Here is a 17,487-nt window from a genome sequence, read left to right on the forward strand (position 1 = left end):
GCTTTTCAAGAAGCGGTCAGGGCGTCTGTATGAGGGCCAGCAAATCGCGGTATTCCTCGGGTTTCAAATGCTTTTGCAGCAGCTGTTCCAGCTCCTTGATTTCGGCTGCGGTCAAGCCGTCCTCCATGAGCTGCGAAATCGTCTGCATGTCCTGCTGGGGAATGCGCGAAACAAGCAGCGAGAATACTTTGGCCTTATCCGCCTCCGACAGCTGCTCCTTCTTCTTCGTGAACTCCTCGCTCGACACGACGACTTTCCGGTCTTCCGCAGCGCCCGATTCGTCTCCGGACACGCCCTCCAGCTCCTTGACCGATTGCTGTCCCCAAACCGCAACCGCATCCTCCGGTACCCGGTACGGATCGGTCCGTTCCGCTTTGCCGGCGCTAGGTAAACCGGATTGGTTCTCCTTCGAGCCCGTTTCCGTCGAATCCGGGTTCACGTTCGCCGATACGGCCGCATCCTTGGGCTCATCCACAGCCATCTCGTTCGTTCCGCCGCCCGCGCCGAACCCCACGGTTGTCGTGAACCGGTTGAAGAACGACCCCCACCCTATCTTCGCCGTCGCCGGACGCTGGATGTGCAGCTGCTCCAGCACCAGATCGACATACGTGTTTACGGCCATAAACGTTAATGCCACACAGCATATGGAGGTCACCGCAGCCGTAACCGCCAATTTCATCAACCACTTTAACCCTTTCAATTCAGCTCACTCCCATTCGCGCCCATAGCAGGTCTCTAAGCTCTAGTATTGACCTTTTTCTGGGAAACCAACCGGATTGCGTACAGAAACTGAGCTGTTGAACCTCTCCTGTTTTTCTAAGAAAGATAACATCCTCTGGTCGTGGGGCGGAAATCGAGGCGACAACCGAATAGATCGAGATAAAAAACAAAGGAACGGGCCGCTATTCGCCCGTTCCTTCTTCGACTTAATAAATCGGGGTAACCAGGTTCGTTTGCTCCCGGTTGCGGCCTACAGAGAAGATCGCGATCGGGATGCCGGTCAGCTCGGAAACACGCTCGATGTAACGGCGCGCATTCGTCGGCAGTTCATCCAAGCTGCGTACGGCGGACAAGTCTTCGTTCCAGCCCGGCAGCTCTTCGTATACCGCTTCGCATTCCGCCAGCATCTTCAGACTGGCCGGGTAATGCTCGATTACCTCGCCGCGGTATTTGTACGCCGTACAAATTTTCACCGTTTCAAGTCCAGCCAGCACATCCAGCGAGTTCAAGGACAAGCCGGTGATGCCGCTCACCCGGCGCGCATGACGCACGACGACGCTGTCGAACCAGCCGACGCGACGCGGACGGCCGGTTACCGTGCCGTATTCATGGCCCTTCTCGCGAATCCAGTCGCCGATCTCGTTGTTCAGCTCTGTCGGGAAAGGACCGTCGCCGACGCGAGTCGTGTACGATTTCGCCACGCCGATAACTTGATGAATCTTGGTCGGACCGACACCGGAACCGATACATACGCCGCCTGCCGACGGATTGGACGAAGTCACGAACGGATATGTGCCTTGGTCGATGTCGAGCATAACGCCTTGGGCGCCCTCGAACAGCACCTTCTTGTCGGCGTCGATCAAATCGTTCAGCACGACGGAGGTGTCCGTGACGTACGGACGCAGCTTCTCGGCGTAGCCGAGATACTCCTGGACGATCGAATCGGCATCGAGGCCTTTGGAGCCGTAAACTTGTTCGATCAATACATTTTTCTCCGCAACGAGAAGGCGAACCTTGCGTTCGAATTCCTCCGCATCGAGCAGATCCGCGATCCGGATGCCGTTCCGCGCCGCTTTATCCATATAACATGGGCCGATCCCTTTACGGGTCGTTCCAATTTTATTATCGCCCTTGCGCTCTTCTTCCAGACCGTCAAGCAGCAGGTGGTAGGGCATAATCACATGCGCACGATCGCTGAGGCGCAAGTTTTTCGTTGAGAACCCATTATCATGAATATATTGAATTTCCTCGAGCAGCGCGCCCGGGTTAATCACCATGCCATTGCCGATTACGCAAACTTTATCTTGATAAAAAATACCCGACGGAATCATCGTCAACTTATATTTCTTATCGTTAATAATAATCGTATGCCCCGCGTTGTTACCGCCTTGGTAACGAGCTACGACCTCTGCAGATTCTGCCAGAAAATCGGTAATTTTTCCTTTTCCTTCGTCTCCCCATTGGGTTCCGACAACCACTACCGTTGACATTCGCACTACCCCCGTGAGGTGGAAACCACCTATGATTTGCCCTGAAGGCGCATGACACCATGACTAGTTTAGCAGTACACTAAACCAAAGTCAATAAAAACGAACGATTTCGTATACTCAGAATACAACGTTCGGAAAATGTTCACCAAGCAGCCAACAGTTCATACTCCTGCCTGCTCCTATTCGGCTTCAGACCGCATCATGCCGGTTTACGGCTTGGGCCTTTGAACCCCGGTGGACGCCGAATAGCGCCGCGGACGGCAAAAAAGCCCCGGCTGTCGCCGAGGCCAATACGCATCGTTCGCCTTTACTCCCGCAAGCATACGACGAAAGGCGCGCATTAATACGCCACCGCCGGTTCTTGATGCGAACGGTCCAGGTTGACGAACTTGTTGAAGTTTTTCAGGAACGCCAGCTCGACCGTCCCGACCGGGCCGTTCCGCTGCTTGGCGATAATGATCTCGATGATGTTCTTCTTCTCCGACTCTTTGTCGTAGTAATCGTCCCGGTACAAGAACGCGACGATATCGGCATCCTGCTCGATCGAACCGGATTCCCGCAAGTCCGACATCATCGGACGCTTGTCCTGCCGCTGTTCCACGCCCCGGCTAAGCTGCGAGAGCGCGATAACCGGCACGTTCAGCTCACGCGCAATTTGCTTCAGCGTACGCGAAATTTCCGAAACTTCCTGCTGCCGGTTGTCGCCCTTGCCTCGGCCATGGATCAGCTGCAAGTAGTCGATCAGGATCATGCCGAGCCCTTTCTCCTTCTTGAGCCGTCTGCATTTGGCCCGAATGTCGGCCACCGTCACCGACGGCGAATCGTCGATGTAGATATTCGCCTCGGATAGTGAGCCGATCGCCATCGTCAGCTTCTCCCAATCTTCCGGCTCCAGGAAGCCTGTCCGCAGCCGCCCGGCGTCCACGTTCGCCTCGGCGCAAATCATCCGCTGTACGAGCTGGGCCGCCCCCATCTCGAGACTGAAGATAGCGACGGTCTCTTTCTCGCGGACGCCGATATTTTGCGCAATATTGAGCGCGAACGCCGTCTTACCTACAGAAGGACGGGCCGCTACGATAATCAAGTCGGAGCGTTGGAAGCCGGACGTCATCTTATCCAGGTCGACGAACCCCGATTTGACCCCGGTCGTACTGCCCTTCTGATTGAACAACGTTTCAACCTTATCGAACACTTCCATCAGCACGTCTTTGATAGCAATGAAACCCGAACCCGAACGGGCCTGGGAAATTTCCATGATACGCGCTTCGGCGTCGCTGAGCAGCATGCCGACTTCATCTTGTCCCGCGTAACCGTTCGAGACAATCTGCGTCGCAGCGCGAATCAAACGGCGAAGCATCGACTTCTCTTCGACGATCTGCGCGTAATAATCTACGTTAGCCGCCGTCGGCACCGCATTGGCGAGCTCCGACAAATAAGTGATTCCGCCCACTTCTTCCAGCTGCTGCTTATCCTGCAGCCGGGCCGTCAGCGTGACCAGGTCAACCGGCTCGTTCGCCTCGGCAATCTCGATCATCGCTTCATAGATGAGCTGGTGCGCGCCGCGATAGAAGTCTTCGTCCCTCACCCGCTCCATGGCCGTTACAAGCGCGTCCCCGTCAAGCAAAATCGCGCCGAGCACCGCCTGCTCGGCTTCCAGATTTTGCGGAGGTATGCGATCCATAAACAGATTCTCGTTCATCCGATGGTGTCCTCCCGTTTCCCATGCTTACCCAGGGGCAAGGAGCGGTGCCCTAGCCAGAGCCAGGGCTGGCGTTCCTCTCCCCTTAACGACAAAGAGCCGGCCCTATTGCACCGGCTCGCATTACGCGCAAATGCCGCCGGGGGCGGCCGTCCGTCGCTTCTCTAACGATCGACCACACTCCCGAACCAGCTAACACCCCATACCGATTCCCTACGATACGACGCTTACTCTTCGGTCACGTGCACCTTCAGCTTCCCGGTTACTTCCGGGTGCAGCTTCACGACTACTTCCGTGACGCCGAGCGTACGGATGGGGTCGTCCATCACGATCTTGCGCTTGTCTACTTTGATGCCGAGCTTCTCAAGACCTTCCGCCACCTGCTTGTTGGACACGGCGCCGAACAAGCGGCCGTCCGTGCCCGATTTCGCTTTCAATTGCACGGTAAGCTCGCCGAGTTTCCGGCCGAGCTCTTGAGCGTCGGCCTTCTCCTGCGCCTTTTTACGTTCTTCCGCTTTCTTCTGCTGATCCAGCACCTTCACAGCTGAATCGCTGGCCGGCGCCGCCAAATTTTGTTTAAATAAAAAATTAGTCGCATAGCCCTCGGAAACTTCTTTGATATCGCCTTTTTTGCCTTGGCCCTTAACATCTTTCAGTAAAATGACCTTCATTCGAAAAGCCCCTCCTCCGCGTGCATCTGATTTAAAATTTGCTTCAACCGCTGTGTGGCTTCCGCCACCGTGCCTTCCAATTGCGTGGCCGCGTTGGTCAAATGACCGCCGCCGCCCATCCGTTCCATCACGAGCTGTACATTCATCTGTCCGAGCGAACGGGCGCTGATGCCGATCAAGCCGTCCGGACGCTCGCTGATAACAAATGAAGCCATAATTCCCGTCATAGTTAACAATGTATCAGCAACTTGGGCAATGATCAACTGAGAATATTTACGTCCGGGCTCCGTGACGGCAAGCGCAACATGGTCGAAGATGACCACCGCATTCTTAATAATTTCGGACTTCTTAATATAGTGATCCAAATCTTCCTTCAACAGCCGTTGGATCAACGAGGAATCGGCCCCGTTCCGCCGCAAGTAAGAAGCCGCCTCGAACGTACGTGCGCCCGTCCGCAAGCTGAAGCTCTTCGTATCCACCACGATACCGGCGAGCAGCGCCGTCGCCTCCAACACGCCCATCGTAAGACGCTCATCAAAATAAGGCAGCAGCTCGGTCACAAGCTCGCACGTTGAGGATGCGTAAGGCTCCATATAGACGAGCGTCGCATCCTGGATGAACTCCTCGCTCCGGCGATGGTGATCGATGACCACTTTGCGCTGCGTCAACTGCAGCACCCTCGGCTCCGACGTCATCGTCGCCCGATGCGTATCGACGATAACCGCGAGCGACCGCGAAGTCGTGATCTGAATCGCCTGCTCCGGCGTAATAAACCAGCGGTTCAGCTTCTCGTCCTCATAGATCGCCTCCATCAGCTTCAGGATAGATGGATTGACGCCCTCAATCACGATATACCCTTCCTTATTGCTGACGTGCGCCATCTTCAGCACCCCGATCGCCGCCCCGATCGAGTCCATATCGGGCATCTTATGGCCCATGATGATCACGTTGTCGCTTTCCTTGATCAGATCGCGAAGCGCATGGGAGATCACCCTTGCCCGTACCCGCGTCCGCTTCTCGATCGCATTCGTACGTCCGCCGTAGAACGACAGCCGTTCCCCGACCTTCACCGCCGCCTGATCGCCGCCGCGGCCAAGCGCCATGTCAAGGCTCGTTTGCGTCCATAAACCGAGCTCGATGAGCGACCCCGCTCCCGACGCGATGCCGATGCTAAGCGTCATCGGCAGCTTGTTCTCGATGGTGATGTCCCGTACCTCGTCCAATATTTCAAATCGCGACTGTTCGAGCTTTTTTAACCCTTTATGATCCGCCACCAGGAAGTATCGATCGGAAGCCGTACGGCGGATGTAGATCTGATGCTTTTGCGCCCATTCGGTAATTTCCCCCGTCACTTTGGCCATCATAATGCTGCGCGTCTGGTCGTCCAGGCCCTGTGTCGCTTCGTCGAGATTATCCATCATGACGATGCCCATGGCGATCTGATCCTCTTCGTTGCGCAGCTGAAGCGTACGAAGAATCGTGATGTCCGTGAAATAAAGCAACCGCTCCTCCGGCTTGATCTGAACCTCATAAATATGCTTGTCGAGAGTCAGCTCCAGCTTCAGTTCCTTTTCCTTGCGGTTCTTCAGCCCGGGAAATTGCTCCAGCAGCGGCTCCCCGATCAGTGTATCCTTGCCGAGCATTCTGGCAACGAACGGATTATGCCATTCGATCGTCTTCTCTTCGTTGTACAGCAAGATGCCGACCGGCAGCTCGTGAATGACATCGCTCCCCGCCTTCTTCACCCGATGGGACAGCGTGCTCACGTAATGCGTTAAATCCTGGCGAAACGCTCGTTCCGCCTGAAACGTGTAGTAGGCCAGAACGCCGCATACAACCAGGGCAACCACCCCAAGCTGCCAAACAAAGCAAGATATAGTGAGAATCAGAACAAGCAGCAGGGCAAATAGCCAATATACATGCATACCGTGCCATCGTTTCAACAGGAACTTCGGCATTTCATTCGCTCCAATCATGAATAATCGCACACGGCTGAGTTCTCCGCAGCCGAAGGCGACGCCGATGCACGCATATCGCGGCTCATAGGCGTTTCTACTCTTTGCGGGTTATACGATCACGGATAGGAAACGCTACATCGAACACGCCAATTAGGCTGAACAAAAAGAACAACGGAGGAAACAACAGCAACAGCGCGATTCCGACAATCGGCAGCGTCTTGTTCCAACGATTCATATGCGCAACGAAAAACAGAAAAGAAATCGCTTGAATCGCGAATGCCGTGCTAAGCAAGGGCAGCAAATTCAAGACTACCGTAAACAGCGTCGATTCCATATCTTTCGTGAACAGTTCAAGCACAAGGGCCACGACGTAGATCCAGATGAATGATTTAGGCAGCTTCCAGTCTTTGATCGGACGGAACGCCGGAACCGACTCTCCTAACCGCACCAGGACGCGCCGCGTCACCGCATGCGAGATAACGGCATACAAGAGAGAGAACGTGATCATATACATCGGCAGCATTTGCACCGATAAATGAACGATGGTATCGATATCGACCCCCATAAGGCTTTTCATCTGCGGGGAGTACAGGTTGAATGAATCGATCATGAACCGTTTCATCGCGCCTACCGGATTCAAACCGAACAGGTGCGCGACGACCAAGCTGATCAACAGTTCGATCAGCAGCGTTACGGCTCCTGCGTTCAATACGGAACGAGCGGGAGCACGCTTTTTATACAAATTGCCCATCTGAATAACCGGAGGCAGCAAGAAGAGAGAAACCGATACGAGCATCGCTCCGATCCATCCGATTAGCAGAAATGAGACCATGACGTAAACGATCGCCAAACTGGCCAAATAGTGAATCAAGAACGACTTCGTCCCTAATCGCACATACAGCACGAGGACCGGCACCAGCAGGAAAAAGAACGTCACCAAGTTGAGCAACGGCGCCATAAGCGATAAAAGCAATACGATATAAACGATGCTCCAACCGAGCATTCGCGGCTTTTGTGTTTCTTCCAACCCTTTCACCTCTTACGCAAATGATCTTCCAAAGCGGAGATATCGCCATACCATTCTTCCAACTGATGTCCTTCCTCACGGTGCTTCTTCATCTTATCGGTCACCGCTTCGTCGAGACTGCGCATCGAGATGCCGAGCCGGCGCCCCAAAATGTAACTACAGGCCACGAGGCTGGCCAATCCGTCGATAATTTTATGATGGCTGCCTTCCCAAATCCCCTTTAACAAATGAGCCATTTGATCGACCAATTCGGTCTTTAGCCATTCGATAATTTTGGCCCGCTTGGCCAAATCGACATCCTTATCCATAAACGACATGCCGCTTCTCCCCTTACACCGGGCGCTTTTGTTAATTATACCACATATTCTATGCCTTTTGTTCCGACTGCCACAGCTTGAAACAATAATCAATGATTTCCCTGCGTCGGATAATTCCGATGAACACCTCATTATCGTCGATGACCGGCACATAGTTCTGATTGGTCGCCAGCGTAATCAAATCCTGCATCTGCTGGTCGATGCGTACCGGTTTGATCGCCATATGCTGCGGCACCTCGGTGAGCTGAACTTTATGCGCGTTGTCAAATCCGATTTCAGGTGAGCGCTTTAGCTTCCAGAGCAGATCGCCTTCCGTGATCGTCCCGGCGTATTTGCCATGCTCATCAACTAGCGGAACGGCCGAGTAGCGATGGTATTCCATCCGTTCCAACGCTTGCCGCATCGTAGAATGAGGGGATAAATAAATGACCTGATCCTTGGGTACTAAGAAAAAAGCGATATTCAATCGATCTCCCCAGCCTTTCTCTATCAATCGCGGACGCCGAAACCTCCGCCTGTTCATCATATCACGTTAGGCCCCTCGTTGAAAAATAACGGGAGCCATTCCGGCCCTTCATTTATGCCAATAATTTTCGCTCCCAGAAGCTGCCCGCTCCCTTTCTCTTGCCCTTCTGAAATTGCTTTCTGTGCGCTTCGCTTTGTACAATAAGGATCAGGAGATGATGTCATGTATCTATACACGGATCAAACGTACAACGAGGTGGACTTTAGCCATAAAGATTTGCGGGAAGGCGAACTGCGCGGCTGTACGTTTACGAAGTGCCGGTTTCAAAGCGCCAACCTGTTCGTCGCCAAATTTCAGGAATGCAAAATGGTCGGCTCCGACTTTACCGAAGCTAATTTGGACGGCATTACCATCCTGCAGGGGGACTGGTCTTATACGAGCTTACGACTCGTTCAATTATCCAAACAGCAGCTTCGCGGCGTTCGATTCGTCGAAGCCGATCTGTACGACTCCAAGCTTGATAAAGCGGACCTGCGTGACGCGGACCTCACCCGGGCCCACTTGGCGAAAGCAAGGCTGCAGGGCGCCGACCTGCGGGGGGCTGTGCTCGACGGCGTTGATTTCAAGAGCTTCGATATCAAGGGCGCTCGGCTGGATACGGCGCAAGCCATTGCTTTCGCCCGCTCCTATGGGGCGAAAGTCGACTAATATGCAGCGACGACAAAAAGACAGTCGGTTTTCCGACTGTCTTTCGTTATACCAACGTTATTCCGTTGTGTATGGAAGCAAAGCCACTTGACGGGAGCGTTTGATCGCGATCGTCAAAGCGCGTTGATATTTCGCGGAAGTACCCGTTACACGACGAGGCAAAATTTTGCCGCGCTCGCTAATGAATTTCTTCAGCGTTTCGATATCTTTATAATCAATGTGCTTGATTTTGTTTACGGTGAAGTAACAAACTTTACGGCGCTTGCCGCCTTTTTTGCCACGACCGCTGAACTTTCTTTCGCCGCGCTCGCCGCGATCTTCAGAGCGTTCTCTTTTTTCGAATGCCATGTTGTTATCCTTCCTTTCTACGTTAGATTCATTCCAATCCGTTCCGCATTAGAATGGCAATATTGAAGAACGTACACTGTGTAATTCCCCAATACCCCTTGTCCTAATTGATTTTTTATTGATTACACATACGTCCCTGTGTAATTCGTGAGTTCACTTTTCTTAAAATACCACAAATGAGTCTAAAAATCAAATGTTTTAAACTGACCTCGTTCCGCCTCGATAATTGTACTTATACAACCTCTTCGGTGTATATACTAATGGTGGGGTACAGTCCCCTCCTTGTATATAGAGCAAATAGGCTACCGCAATGAGTAGTTCCAGTAGTCTATTTGTCTCCCCCACAACCAAACATGCAGAATTAAAATGTTCCCAGACGAAAGATGCATATGTAAATTTTTGGATATTTCCAGTTTTGAATGGGAATTCTCTACTGAGTCTCCAAAGACTTTACATGGAGTGGCGGGCATGATAGGCTAGCCAGCCATGCGAAACCCATGTGGTTTCGCCCTTTCGCAAAAAATCATGCCTGCAGAGGCTCCATGTCAAGTCGGCACTGAATTCTCAATAGGATTGCAACCGTCATGCAAAACTGCGATTAGCCAAATTTTTGCACTAAGCCATCGTTGTCCCTGTCATTTTTCATACTCTAAGGATTTAGCTGTTTATGATTATTCACTTCGTCAATACTGCCAATTTCAACATATATACGCGAACGTTCCGTAGACGGTTTCCTGTTCTTCATCTCGCCTTCGGCGATACTTTATTTCGGAGCACAGCAGCTCATACGTCGCAAGGACGCCATTAAGGTCGCCGTATCGCGTTTCGTAGTGCTGGAACATGTCGTGAAAAAGGCGCAGCCCGGCCGGAAGGGGAGGCTACCGAGGCGCTGGCGCCGACCACTTTTATCGCATGGAGAGATCGCGCACCGTTGAGTACCGTTCGATGCGGACGTTTTGGCAGCGCTGCGGGTTCTTAAACCCGTCTGCGGCCAGCATTGCGTTCCACTCCTTAGCTGTATGCAGCGGCAGGCCGTGGCGCTGCGGCTCCAGGCCCTGCGCGCGGTAAGCGAGCTCGAATGCGGTATGCAGCTCTCGAAACGTCTCCGCTCCGAACGTAGTGAATGCCAGCATTCCGCCTGGACGCAGCAGCCGCTTGAGCTCGCATAGTGTCTCCTGCGGGTGGGCAAGCCATTGGAAACAGGCGAATGCGAAGCATTATTGTCGCGGTATATGAATTAAATGCTGATGAAGTGTTTGTGGTCGGACATCACGATTGCGGGATGAGCTATGTTGATCCTAGCGAAGCCATAAAAAAAATGAAGGAGAAAGGCATATCTACTGAAACTATCGACACCGTCGAAAAGGCGGGAATTAATTTGCAACAATGGTTATACGGTTTTGATAGTGTTGAGGATTCAGTAAAAGCCAGCGTGCAGACGGTCAAGAATCACCCTCTGCTACCAAAAAACGTTCCAGTTCATGGCCTCGTAAACAACCCAGAAACAGAAAAGTTTTTTGGGGCATACGCATAGTCAGGTGAAAAAAGACCGCCTTCTTTTTAAAGAAAGCGATCGTTTTTTAGCATGCTGTTTTATTGATACTGCCGTGGCTGCAAATTCTGATTCTGCCAGCTCTGAGCCATTGGCCAGCCCGCATTCTGCACGCCGGCTTGTTGTTGCGCTGTTTGTTGAAGCTGAGAACAAATTTGCATCGCCTGCTGCATCTGCTGTATGGCAGTTTGATGTCCTTGCAGAACAGATTGAATGGTTTGAACCGCTTGACGTTCTTTCTGGGCCAGCTGATCCAGTTGGGCGGCGTTTTGCTGCTCCTGTTGCAACATTTGCTGATACATGTTGCTCGATTGCTGCGTTTGCTGGATCAACTGTTGAATAATCTGCGCGCATTGGCTTGCTTGCTGTGAAAGGTTTTGTTGATACACGATCTTTGACCTCCTTCAATATGGTAGGACTTCATCCCCCAAAGCTTATTATGTGCAAGCGCCCATTTTTCATGTAACGCCTATATTGTGATCTCACAATTCATTTTAATGAAACTGCACATCAATTTGCCGTTGGGTATCGGCTTTTAATTTCGGCATGCGAACTTCAAGGACACCGTTGCGATACGTTGCTGTCGTTCCTTCCGTTTGAACGCGTGATGGCAAAGACACCGACCGTTGGAACCGTCCGAGAAACCGTTCTTTGCGATGTATTTGTTCCTGTTTCACTTCATTCGCTTGCTTTATGGTCCCATTAATTGTAAGCATGTTTTCATCCACATCGATATGAAGGTCTTCTTTTTTATCCAAACCAGGGATTTCACAAGAAGCAATCACTTCATGTTCAGTCTCAAATACATCAATACGAGGGGTTGCAAATCCCAGACGCGCGCCGATTTCAGGAAAACCTTCGTTAAAAATTTTTTCCAAATCCCTTCTCCATAGATCGGTATTGCGAAACGAATCCCAAGGAATGAGCGGCATGTAATTTCCTCCATTGTCACATTATCTTTTTTTCAGCTTTATTTTGTACTCTTCGGAAAATATTATTCTTTGCTACCCTGCATAGTTGATTGGAATATGCCTTTGGTCGGAAACTCCCGGCAATAGCCCCCGAAAAGAATTTTTGAGGGTTTGTTGTGTAGCCATTGGCATTTACAGCAATGTTACCGACAATTTTAAGTTGTTCCCGTAAATGTCGGTAATTGAACGATTACGCTTGTACCGGCATCCGAGCTATCGATATTCAAGGTTCCCCCCATTTTTTCGATCATAGCATAACTGAAACTAAGCCCGAATCCGATCGCGTCCGGTTTACTTGTAACAAACGGTGTGATGATTCGGGGCTGCAAATCTTTTGGAATTCCTGCACCTTGATCGCGAACAATGATTTGGATATGATTGTCGGTAATGTGCGTGCGAAGCGTTAAGACAGAACCTGGGGGACTTGCATCTAAGGCGTTGTCAATGATTTCTTGCAGCGCGGCTCGCAGCAACTTGGGGTGTCCAAACACAAAACCGTTTCGCTCCGGATATTCCAGAGCGAAACGTACTGTTTTCTCCAACGCTTGAACCTGTATATCGGGAACCCATTCTTGCAAAAACGAAAGGACAGAAACAGGAGCAAATTTCCATTCGGAAGGCTTTCCAAAGAGCAAAAACCGCTGCAACGCTTTGTCAAGCGTCTGAACTTGCTCATCGAGCAGCTTAAAGTATCCGGCCATTTTCTGATGAGGCGGAGAGGCAGCAAATTGCAGAACGGAAACATGATTCTTCAAATTTTTTTCTAAAAGTTGAAGCGTTCCTTTGATTACCGCTAAAGGATTTAAAATGATATTGGCTGTGCCCGCCGCCATATGCCCAATCGTTTCCCTTCTTTCTTTCTCGCATTGGAGCTGCACGTACTGCTGAAAATCTTGGATATCGGCCATTAGAACAAAACATTCCCCTTTTAACTGAGGGTATACATAGGCGATCATGGATCGCACTTTGCCATCTAACTTCTCTTGTACGAGTACTCCCGGGTAATTCTTTTTATCCTGCAATACTTGCCCCACGATCGCTTGTATTGCCGAGTGTGCAGGGAATTCTTCTTCGGGGGTTACTGAGTACCATGTGTTCATGGTTGTATTTAACCATAAAATTCTGGCTTCTGAATCAACGACAGCCAGTCCAATATCCATTTGATCGGAATTCATAAGGAACTCTACGATTTGCTTCATCTCTATTAACGTCCTCCATTTGCTTCCTCCATTAACTCCCTTCCCGGCCACTTATCATGTGCAAACTGCAGTAAACAAGCGAGCGAATTTCTCGTCACGAAGTGGATGGGTTATGAATAAAATTAAACCCACTTTCAAAGAAGTTATTAAATTCGCTGTTACAGAGCGACGGGAAACGATACGGTGAAAGTTGTACCTTCACCAACCTCGCTTGCAACCTCAATATTCGCATTGTGATACTCTGCAATCTGATAACAAATGGATAGCCCGAGACCCGTTCCTGTCTCTTTCTGCGTAAAAAAGGGTTGTCCGATCTTTTGCAACAATTCTTGCGGAATTCCAACCCCGTTATCCCTTATGCTTACTTTAACCCATTCATCGCATCGCATTTGTTCGATCCAGACAGTTCCCCCTTCAGGCATCGCTTCAATGGCATTCTTAATCAAATTAATAAATAACTGTTTGATTTTATTTCCATCGCACCGGATCTGCACGGATTCCTTGGTTGGATGAAAGTGAATTTCAACATTATGTAAAGTGGCCTGCGCCTGAAGCAGCACGACGATATCCTGAATCAGCTCGGAAAGATCATGCCGCGTCATGTTCATCTCTTGCGGTTTGGCTAAGGCCAGCAGTTCATTTAGAATAAGTTCGATACGAGTTAATTCATCCTTCATAATATCGTAGTACTTACTTCCATTTTCGTTGCCGGCGCTTAACAATTGCAGAAATCCTTTCAGCGCGGTAAGCGGGTTTCGAATTTCATGCGCAATTCCCGCGGCCATTTGACCCGCTATGGATAATTTGTCTGCCTGATGAGCAGATTGCTTGGCTGCATCAAATTCGGTAATATCGTGCATGACACAAATGCCGCCCACAATTTTATTGTGAACAATGATCGGCTTCCCATGACAGAGAACGAGGCGATGCTCGCCATTCGACTTTTTAACGACCATTTCCAGATCGCGGAAACTTTCGCCCCGATACGCCCGATAAAGCGGGACGCGTTCCTTGCTCAACAGCGTTTTTCCATCCGATTCATACAATCCGTATGTAGAACTCCAGTGTTCGGGAGAAAGAGGTATCTGTACGAATTCGTGCAATTGTCTTGCGGCTCTATTCATGCTTGTCAATATCCCATTTTCATCACAAATCACAACGCCGACATCCATCATTTCGACAATACCACTCATGACACGTTCTTGAGTAGCCAGGACGTCTTCCAGCGTCTTTCGGCTCGTGATATCTCGAAAAACCTTAACTATTTCACGAACATTGCCCGAATCGTACCGTAGCGTGCTGCTTACGACCTCCACCCAAACAAAGGAGCCGTCTCTTCGACGTAATCGCAAAATGTTGACATAACCGTCTTCATTCATCCACTCTTGCGAGTTGTCCAATTTTTCTATATCGGGAGGATAGAACAGTTCCCAGACAGGTCTTCCTATCAATTCCGTCGCATCATAACCCAGCAATGGTTTGCACGCCGGCGATATGTAGTAGATAATGCCATTGATATTCAGTGTAGCAATCATTTCCCCCGTGTGGTCCGCTAACAAACGATACTTTTTCTCGCTGTGCTTCAGGGCCTTTTCCATACTGGATTGCAGGGTAATATCCCTTGCGATGCAATGCAGCCCTACGAGTTCATTCTGAATGAAATTCGGGATATGCAATACGCTGAATTTTAATATTTGGCCGTCTTTCGCTTCAATTGAAGTTTCCATTTCAAACGGGGCATTGGTATACGTTTCCGTCACGTGCTCCAGACTTTCCCAAATGATGTCTCCAAGTGTTCTTTCCAATTCGTATAAGTCATAGCCCAATAATTTCGTGCAGGCGCGGTTCACATAGCTGATACTTCCATCCAACATGACGTCGTAAACAAGATCGGAATGATTGTCAGCAAGCATTCTGAATTTATCCGCGTATTCCTCGTTCAATTCAACAAGCCTTTTGCGATACGTGATCTCCTGAATCTGGATCAAGAATATCCTTTCCGGATATTCCTCCACTTCGATGATCGATAGGGTTGTCGTTCCCCATTTGTGTCTGCCGTCAAGACAAATATAACGATTTTCCATTTCGACATAATCGGAATTACCGCCTAACAAGTCATTGATGGATCCGTTATATAATGGAACGTCTTCCGTATAAATGATATCATGTATTCTCATTCGCAGCAGTTCTTGTTCTGTATAGCCCAGCATGTTGCATAGCGAGCGATTGACCATTTCCACTTCCCCGCCGAGCCGAACCATAGCTTTTCCGACAAGTGTATAATGAAATGCGTGGTGGGCGACAGGATGCGAAAGCAAATCTGAAATATCCATTGTGCAAGTAACCTCCGACTGTGCAATAAGCGTATAGTTGCATACGTAACGTTCTTCTGTTAAGAACCTATGTATGTACTCTATTATATAGGTCATTTGTAACAGTTGGAACAAGATTCCGAGACCAACTTAACTTGGAGTCCCCGAACGCTAGCCATGGAAACGGAACCGACTTGTGATCTGCGAAAGAGCCGCTTCACCACGCACTTCATCATCCGAATTCTTACGAAAATAAGACGGAGGCCGGCAAAGTTGCCAGCCTCTATGATCAAGTATACACAAGTAATCACACCTTCAATTGATTCGTTATTCAGTGTTCACGATCTCATATCCCGGAAGGACAGGAAAGTATGTCCATTTGCTCTCGGTTTCGACTCCGTTCGTCCTGGATCAATTGACATAACGTACTCGCCAATATACGTCCAGCCGTTCTTGGCGCGACCAATCCCGGTAAACTTGGTGCCAACAAGGCCTTGATTCCACGTTTTTCGGCAAAACGAAAATCAGTCCCACCAGGTTTGGAAGCCAAATCAATAATGATAGCGTGATGCGGAATACGGGTTAAAACACGAGAACTAAGAATATGCGCCGGAACTGTGTTAAAAATAATATCCACATTTACGCCTTCATCGTACAAATCTTTCGTATTAAACGGCTCAATCCCCATCTCCCAGGCACGTGCAAACTCCTCCGGTTTCTGCACACCCGCTTTGACGCGTGCCCCCAGGCGGTGAAGCATACCGGCTAACGTAAGACCGATTCTCCCCAAGCCCAGCACCATACAACGCGAACCATGTATGGTAATGTCCGTATGTTGAATGGCCATCATTAAGGCGCCTTCCGCAGTGGGAATGGAATTGAAGATGGCAACATCGTCCCTGCTGAATAATTCAATCAGATCGATCCCCAGTTCCGCGCAAAGGTTCTTCAAGTAGGACTTGGCTATGCCAGTATAGACTTTTGCGTGTTTCGGCAAGGAAGACATATATTCCTTGTTCAGCAATAGCGTTTCAGCTGAAAATGAAGATTCTACTCTGCCATGGTCGTCTGTACCGACAACCGGTAATATCAATATGTCCGCTTTGCGAAGAACCTCCTTCGTAAGCTTGGAATAATGGACTTCATGAAGTTGTTCGTGCAAATCTTCAAAACCGATTACCGCAACATTTGCATCCAGGTCAGTGAATGACCGAATGATTTCAAGATGCCGGGCATCGCCTCCAAGGAAGACAATATGCAGACCCGTTAACAAAAAATCCCCCTACTTTCCTTAAGAATGGACTCAACAATTACCTGCCCCCGCTTACCATCTTTAAAAGCGCATCTGCTCCTTTCATTCCAGGGCGAATTCCGCGTAATTCCGCCTCTGTAGTAACCATATCGAGTGGGGCATCCAGCAATTGCTCTATGGTTCGCACCCCGGTTGCGCGTCCTGCGACAATGCGGCGATCGTTTAATTTCTCATTTAACAAACGGATATCCAGCGCGCCGCACATGATATATCCGTGATCGGTTGTGATGGCAAGAAGTGTTGTTTTGGGCAGGGCGACCTCGATACTTATAACCTGATGACCTTCCACTTCAATCGGTTTCATCATGATCATCTATGATGCAGCTCCTTTTTTTCTACACTATATGCCGGGCGTGATATTTGCACCATAGACGGTAGCCCAAATCCGATATTACTTGTATTCGTTGGAAGCCTTCTCCCCTTTCGCCATATACATGTGTAATTGGACTTCGATTCAATTCCATGTAATTTTTGAAATTTATAACAAAGGAGATAACAAACGCGCTGCTTGATCAAGCATGCGCTCGAAAGAAGTACGATGCATATGATCTTCCAAACGATATGGAGTAGCCTCGGCGAGATCCCGTTCGAATTGTTCTGTAAGCTCCCGGGCCACATCGGAATGATACATCACTGCACACACTTCGTAATTTAAACGGTAACTACGTAGATCGTAGTTGGAAGAACCCACTTCGGCAATCTCGCCATCGATAATCATGACTTTGGCGTGCAATACA

18 protein-coding genes and 1 pseudogene are annotated in these 17,487 nt (G+C 49.9%); 2 read left to right on the forward strand and 17 right to left on the reverse strand.

The window, feature by feature from the left end; translation table 11 throughout:
• Positions 1-16: 16 nt before the first annotated feature.
• The 8 genes from FKP33_RS22940 to FKP33_RS22975 all read right to left on the reverse strand — a co-directional run bounded on the left by FKP33_RS22940 (position 17) and on the right by FKP33_RS22975 (position 8,348).
• Positions 17-700 carry a hypothetical protein gene (locus tag FKP33_RS22940; protein ID WP_141336452.1) on the reverse strand — a complete coding sequence of 228 codons (684 nt, stop codon included), beginning with the start codon at positions 698-700 and terminating at the stop codon, positions 17-19.
• A gap of 226 nt (positions 701-926) precedes the next feature.
• A complete protein-coding gene (locus FKP33_RS22945; RefSeq protein ID WP_127605324.1) occupies positions 927-2,210 on the reverse strand; it encodes an adenylosuccinate synthase in 1,284 nt (427 codons plus the stop codon).
• A gap of 340 nt (positions 2,211-2,550) precedes the next feature.
• Positions 2,551-3,909 carry a replicative DNA helicase gene (gene dnaB / locus FKP33_RS22950; RefSeq protein WP_054796114.1) on the reverse strand — a complete coding sequence of 453 codons (1,359 nt, stop codon included), beginning with the start codon at positions 3,907-3,909 and terminating at the stop codon, positions 2,551-2,553.
• 227 nt (positions 3,910-4,136) lie between these two features.
• Positions 4,137-4,580, reverse strand: coding sequence for a 50S ribosomal protein L9 (gene rplI, locus FKP33_RS22955; RefSeq protein ID WP_127605326.1), 444 nt, complete (start codon positions 4,578-4,580; stop codon positions 4,137-4,139).
• Positions 4,577-6,538, reverse strand: coding sequence for a DHH family phosphoesterase (locus tag FKP33_RS22960; protein ID WP_141336458.1), 1,962 nt, complete (start codon positions 6,536-6,538; stop codon positions 4,577-4,579). The genes rplI and FKP33_RS22960 overlap by 4 nt, the downstream gene beginning before the upstream one ends.
• A 94-nt stretch (positions 6,539-6,632) precedes the next feature.
• Positions 6,633-7,565 carry a DUF2232 domain-containing protein gene (locus FKP33_RS22965; RefSeq protein WP_141336453.1) on the reverse strand — a complete coding sequence of 311 codons (933 nt, stop codon included), beginning with the start codon at positions 7,563-7,565 and terminating at the stop codon, positions 6,633-6,635.
• Positions 7,566-7,570: 5 nt separating this feature from the next.
• The gene (locus FKP33_RS22970; protein ID WP_127605404.1) at positions 7,571-7,873 is read right to left on the reverse strand and encodes a MazG-like family protein; all 303 of its coding nucleotides are present in this window, start codon (positions 7,871-7,873) and stop codon (positions 7,571-7,573) included.
• Positions 7,874-7,931: 58 nt separating this feature from the next.
• Positions 7,932-8,348, reverse strand: coding sequence for a CBS domain-containing protein (locus FKP33_RS22975; RefSeq protein WP_127605406.1), 417 nt, complete (start codon positions 8,346-8,348; stop codon positions 7,932-7,934).
• A 222-nt stretch (positions 8,349-8,570) separates the two neighbouring features.
• Between FKP33_RS22975 and FKP33_RS22980 the strand changes: the two genes are divergently transcribed.
• Entirely contained in the window at positions 8,571-9,056 is a 486-nt protein-coding gene (locus tag FKP33_RS22980; protein ID WP_141336454.1) for a pentapeptide repeat-containing protein, read from the forward strand.
• A 57-nt stretch (positions 9,057-9,113) separates the two neighbouring features.
• Here FKP33_RS22980 and rpsR read toward each other — a convergent pair whose 3' ends face one another.
• Both rpsR and FKP33_RS22990 read right to left on the reverse strand, forming a co-directional pair.
• Positions 9,114-9,404 (reverse strand): 30S ribosomal protein S18, encoded by a 291-nt coding sequence (rpsR, locus tag FKP33_RS22985; RefSeq protein ID WP_127605332.1) that lies wholly within the window; start codon positions 9,402-9,404, stop codon positions 9,114-9,116.
• 905 nt (positions 9,405-10,309) lie between these two features.
• Positions 10,310-10,537, reverse strand: coding sequence for a methyltransferase domain-containing protein (locus tag FKP33_RS22990; RefSeq protein WP_057142217.1), 228 nt, complete (start codon positions 10,535-10,537; stop codon positions 10,310-10,312).
• A 74-nt stretch (positions 10,538-10,611) separates the two neighbouring features.
• Between FKP33_RS22990 and FKP33_RS22995 the strand changes: the two are divergent.
• Positions 10,612-10,938, forward strand: a pseudogene (locus tag FKP33_RS22995) (beta-class carbonic anhydrase); the annotation flags it as partial.
• 59 nt (positions 10,939-10,997) lie between these two features.
• Here FKP33_RS22995 and FKP33_RS23000 read toward each other — a convergent pair.
• The 7 genes from FKP33_RS23000 to FKP33_RS23030 form a co-directional block, all read right to left on the reverse strand.
• Positions 10,998-11,345: a hypothetical protein gene (locus tag FKP33_RS23000; RefSeq protein WP_023559073.1), complete on the reverse strand. Its 348-nt coding sequence runs from the start codon at positions 11,343-11,345 to the stop codon at positions 10,998-11,000.
• A gap of 105 nt (positions 11,346-11,450) precedes the next feature.
• A complete protein-coding gene (locus FKP33_RS23005) occupies positions 11,451-11,888 on the reverse strand; it encodes an Hsp20/alpha crystallin family protein (RefSeq protein ID WP_028406245.1) in 438 nt (145 codons plus the stop codon).
• Positions 11,889-12,082: 194 nt separating this feature from the next.
• Positions 12,083-13,126, reverse strand: coding sequence for an ATP-binding protein (locus FKP33_RS23010; RefSeq protein WP_141336455.1), 1,044 nt, complete (start codon positions 13,124-13,126; stop codon positions 12,083-12,085).
• A gap of 158 nt (positions 13,127-13,284) precedes the next feature.
• Positions 13,285-15,459 carry a PAS domain-containing protein gene (locus tag FKP33_RS23015; protein ID WP_141336456.1) on the reverse strand — a complete coding sequence of 725 codons (2,175 nt, stop codon included), beginning with the start codon at positions 15,457-15,459 and terminating at the stop codon, positions 13,285-13,287.
• Positions 15,460-15,784: 325 nt separating this feature from the next.
• On the reverse strand, positions 15,785-16,711 hold the full coding sequence (gene dpsA / locus FKP33_RS23020) for a dipicolinate synthase subunit DpsA (RefSeq protein ID WP_054943629.1): 927 nt from the start codon (positions 16,709-16,711) through the stop codon (positions 15,785-15,787).
• Between the two features lie 37 nt (positions 16,712-16,748).
• Entirely contained in the window at positions 16,749-17,063 is a 315-nt protein-coding gene (locus FKP33_RS23025; RefSeq protein ID WP_023559069.1) for a YunC family protein, read from the reverse strand.
• 165 nt (positions 17,064-17,228) lie between these two features.
• Positions 17,229-17,487, reverse strand: a 259-nt coding sequence (locus tag FKP33_RS23030; RefSeq protein WP_258313535.1) for a phospholipase D-like domain-containing protein, incomplete at its 5' end; no start/stop codon positions are given.

The organism is Paenibacillus sp. tmac-D7 (assembly GCF_006519665.1).
Taxonomy (GTDB): domain Bacteria; phylum Bacillota; class Bacilli; order Paenibacillales; family NBRC-103111; genus Paenibacillus_G; species Paenibacillus_G validus.

Bases quoted from the DNA above. Each gene is read 5' to 3' on its own strand.
- FKP33_RS22980 (WP_141336454.1), top strand. From the start codon at position 8,571: ATGTATCTATACACGGATCAAACGTACAACGAGGTGGACTTTAGCCAT.
- FKP33_RS23025 (WP_023559069.1), bottom strand. From the start codon at position 17,063: ATGATCATGATGAAACCGATTGAAGTGGAAGGTCATCAGGTTATAAGT.
- FKP33_RS22990 (WP_057142217.1), bottom strand. From the start codon at position 10,537: ATGCTGGCATTCACTACGTTCGGAGCGGAGACGTTTCGAGAGCTGCAT.
- rpsR (WP_127605332.1), bottom strand. From the start codon at position 9,404: ATGGCATTCGAAAAAAGAGAACGCTCTGAAGATCGCGGCGAGCGCGGC.
- FKP33_RS22945 (WP_127605324.1), bottom strand. From the start codon at position 2,210: ATGTCAACGGTAGTGGTTGTCGGAACCCAATGGGGAGACGAAGGAAAA.
- dnaB (WP_054796114.1), bottom strand. From the start codon at position 3,909: ATGAACGAGAATCTGTTTATGGATCGCATACCTCCGCAAAATCTGGAA.
- FKP33_RS23005 (WP_028406245.1), bottom strand. From the start codon at position 11,888: ATGCCGCTCATTCCTTGGGATTCGTTTCGCAATACCGATCTATGGAGA.
- FKP33_RS22970 (WP_127605404.1), bottom strand. From the start codon at position 7,873: ATGGATAAGGATGTCGATTTGGCCAAGCGGGCCAAAATTATCGAATGG.
- FKP33_RS22960 (WP_141336458.1), bottom strand. From the start codon at position 6,538: ATGCCGAAGTTCCTGTTGAAACGATGGCACGGTATGCATGTATATTGG.
- FKP33_RS23010 (WP_141336455.1), bottom strand. From the start codon at position 13,126: ATGAAGCAAATCGTAGAGTTCCTTATGAATTCCGATCAAATGGATATT.
- rplI (WP_127605326.1), bottom strand. From the start codon at position 4,580: ATGAAGGTCATTTTACTGAAAGATGTTAAGGGCCAAGGCAAAAAAGGC.
- FKP33_RS23015 (WP_141336456.1), bottom strand. From the start codon at position 15,459: ATGGATATTTCAGATTTGCTTTCGCATCCTGTCGCCCACCACGCATTT.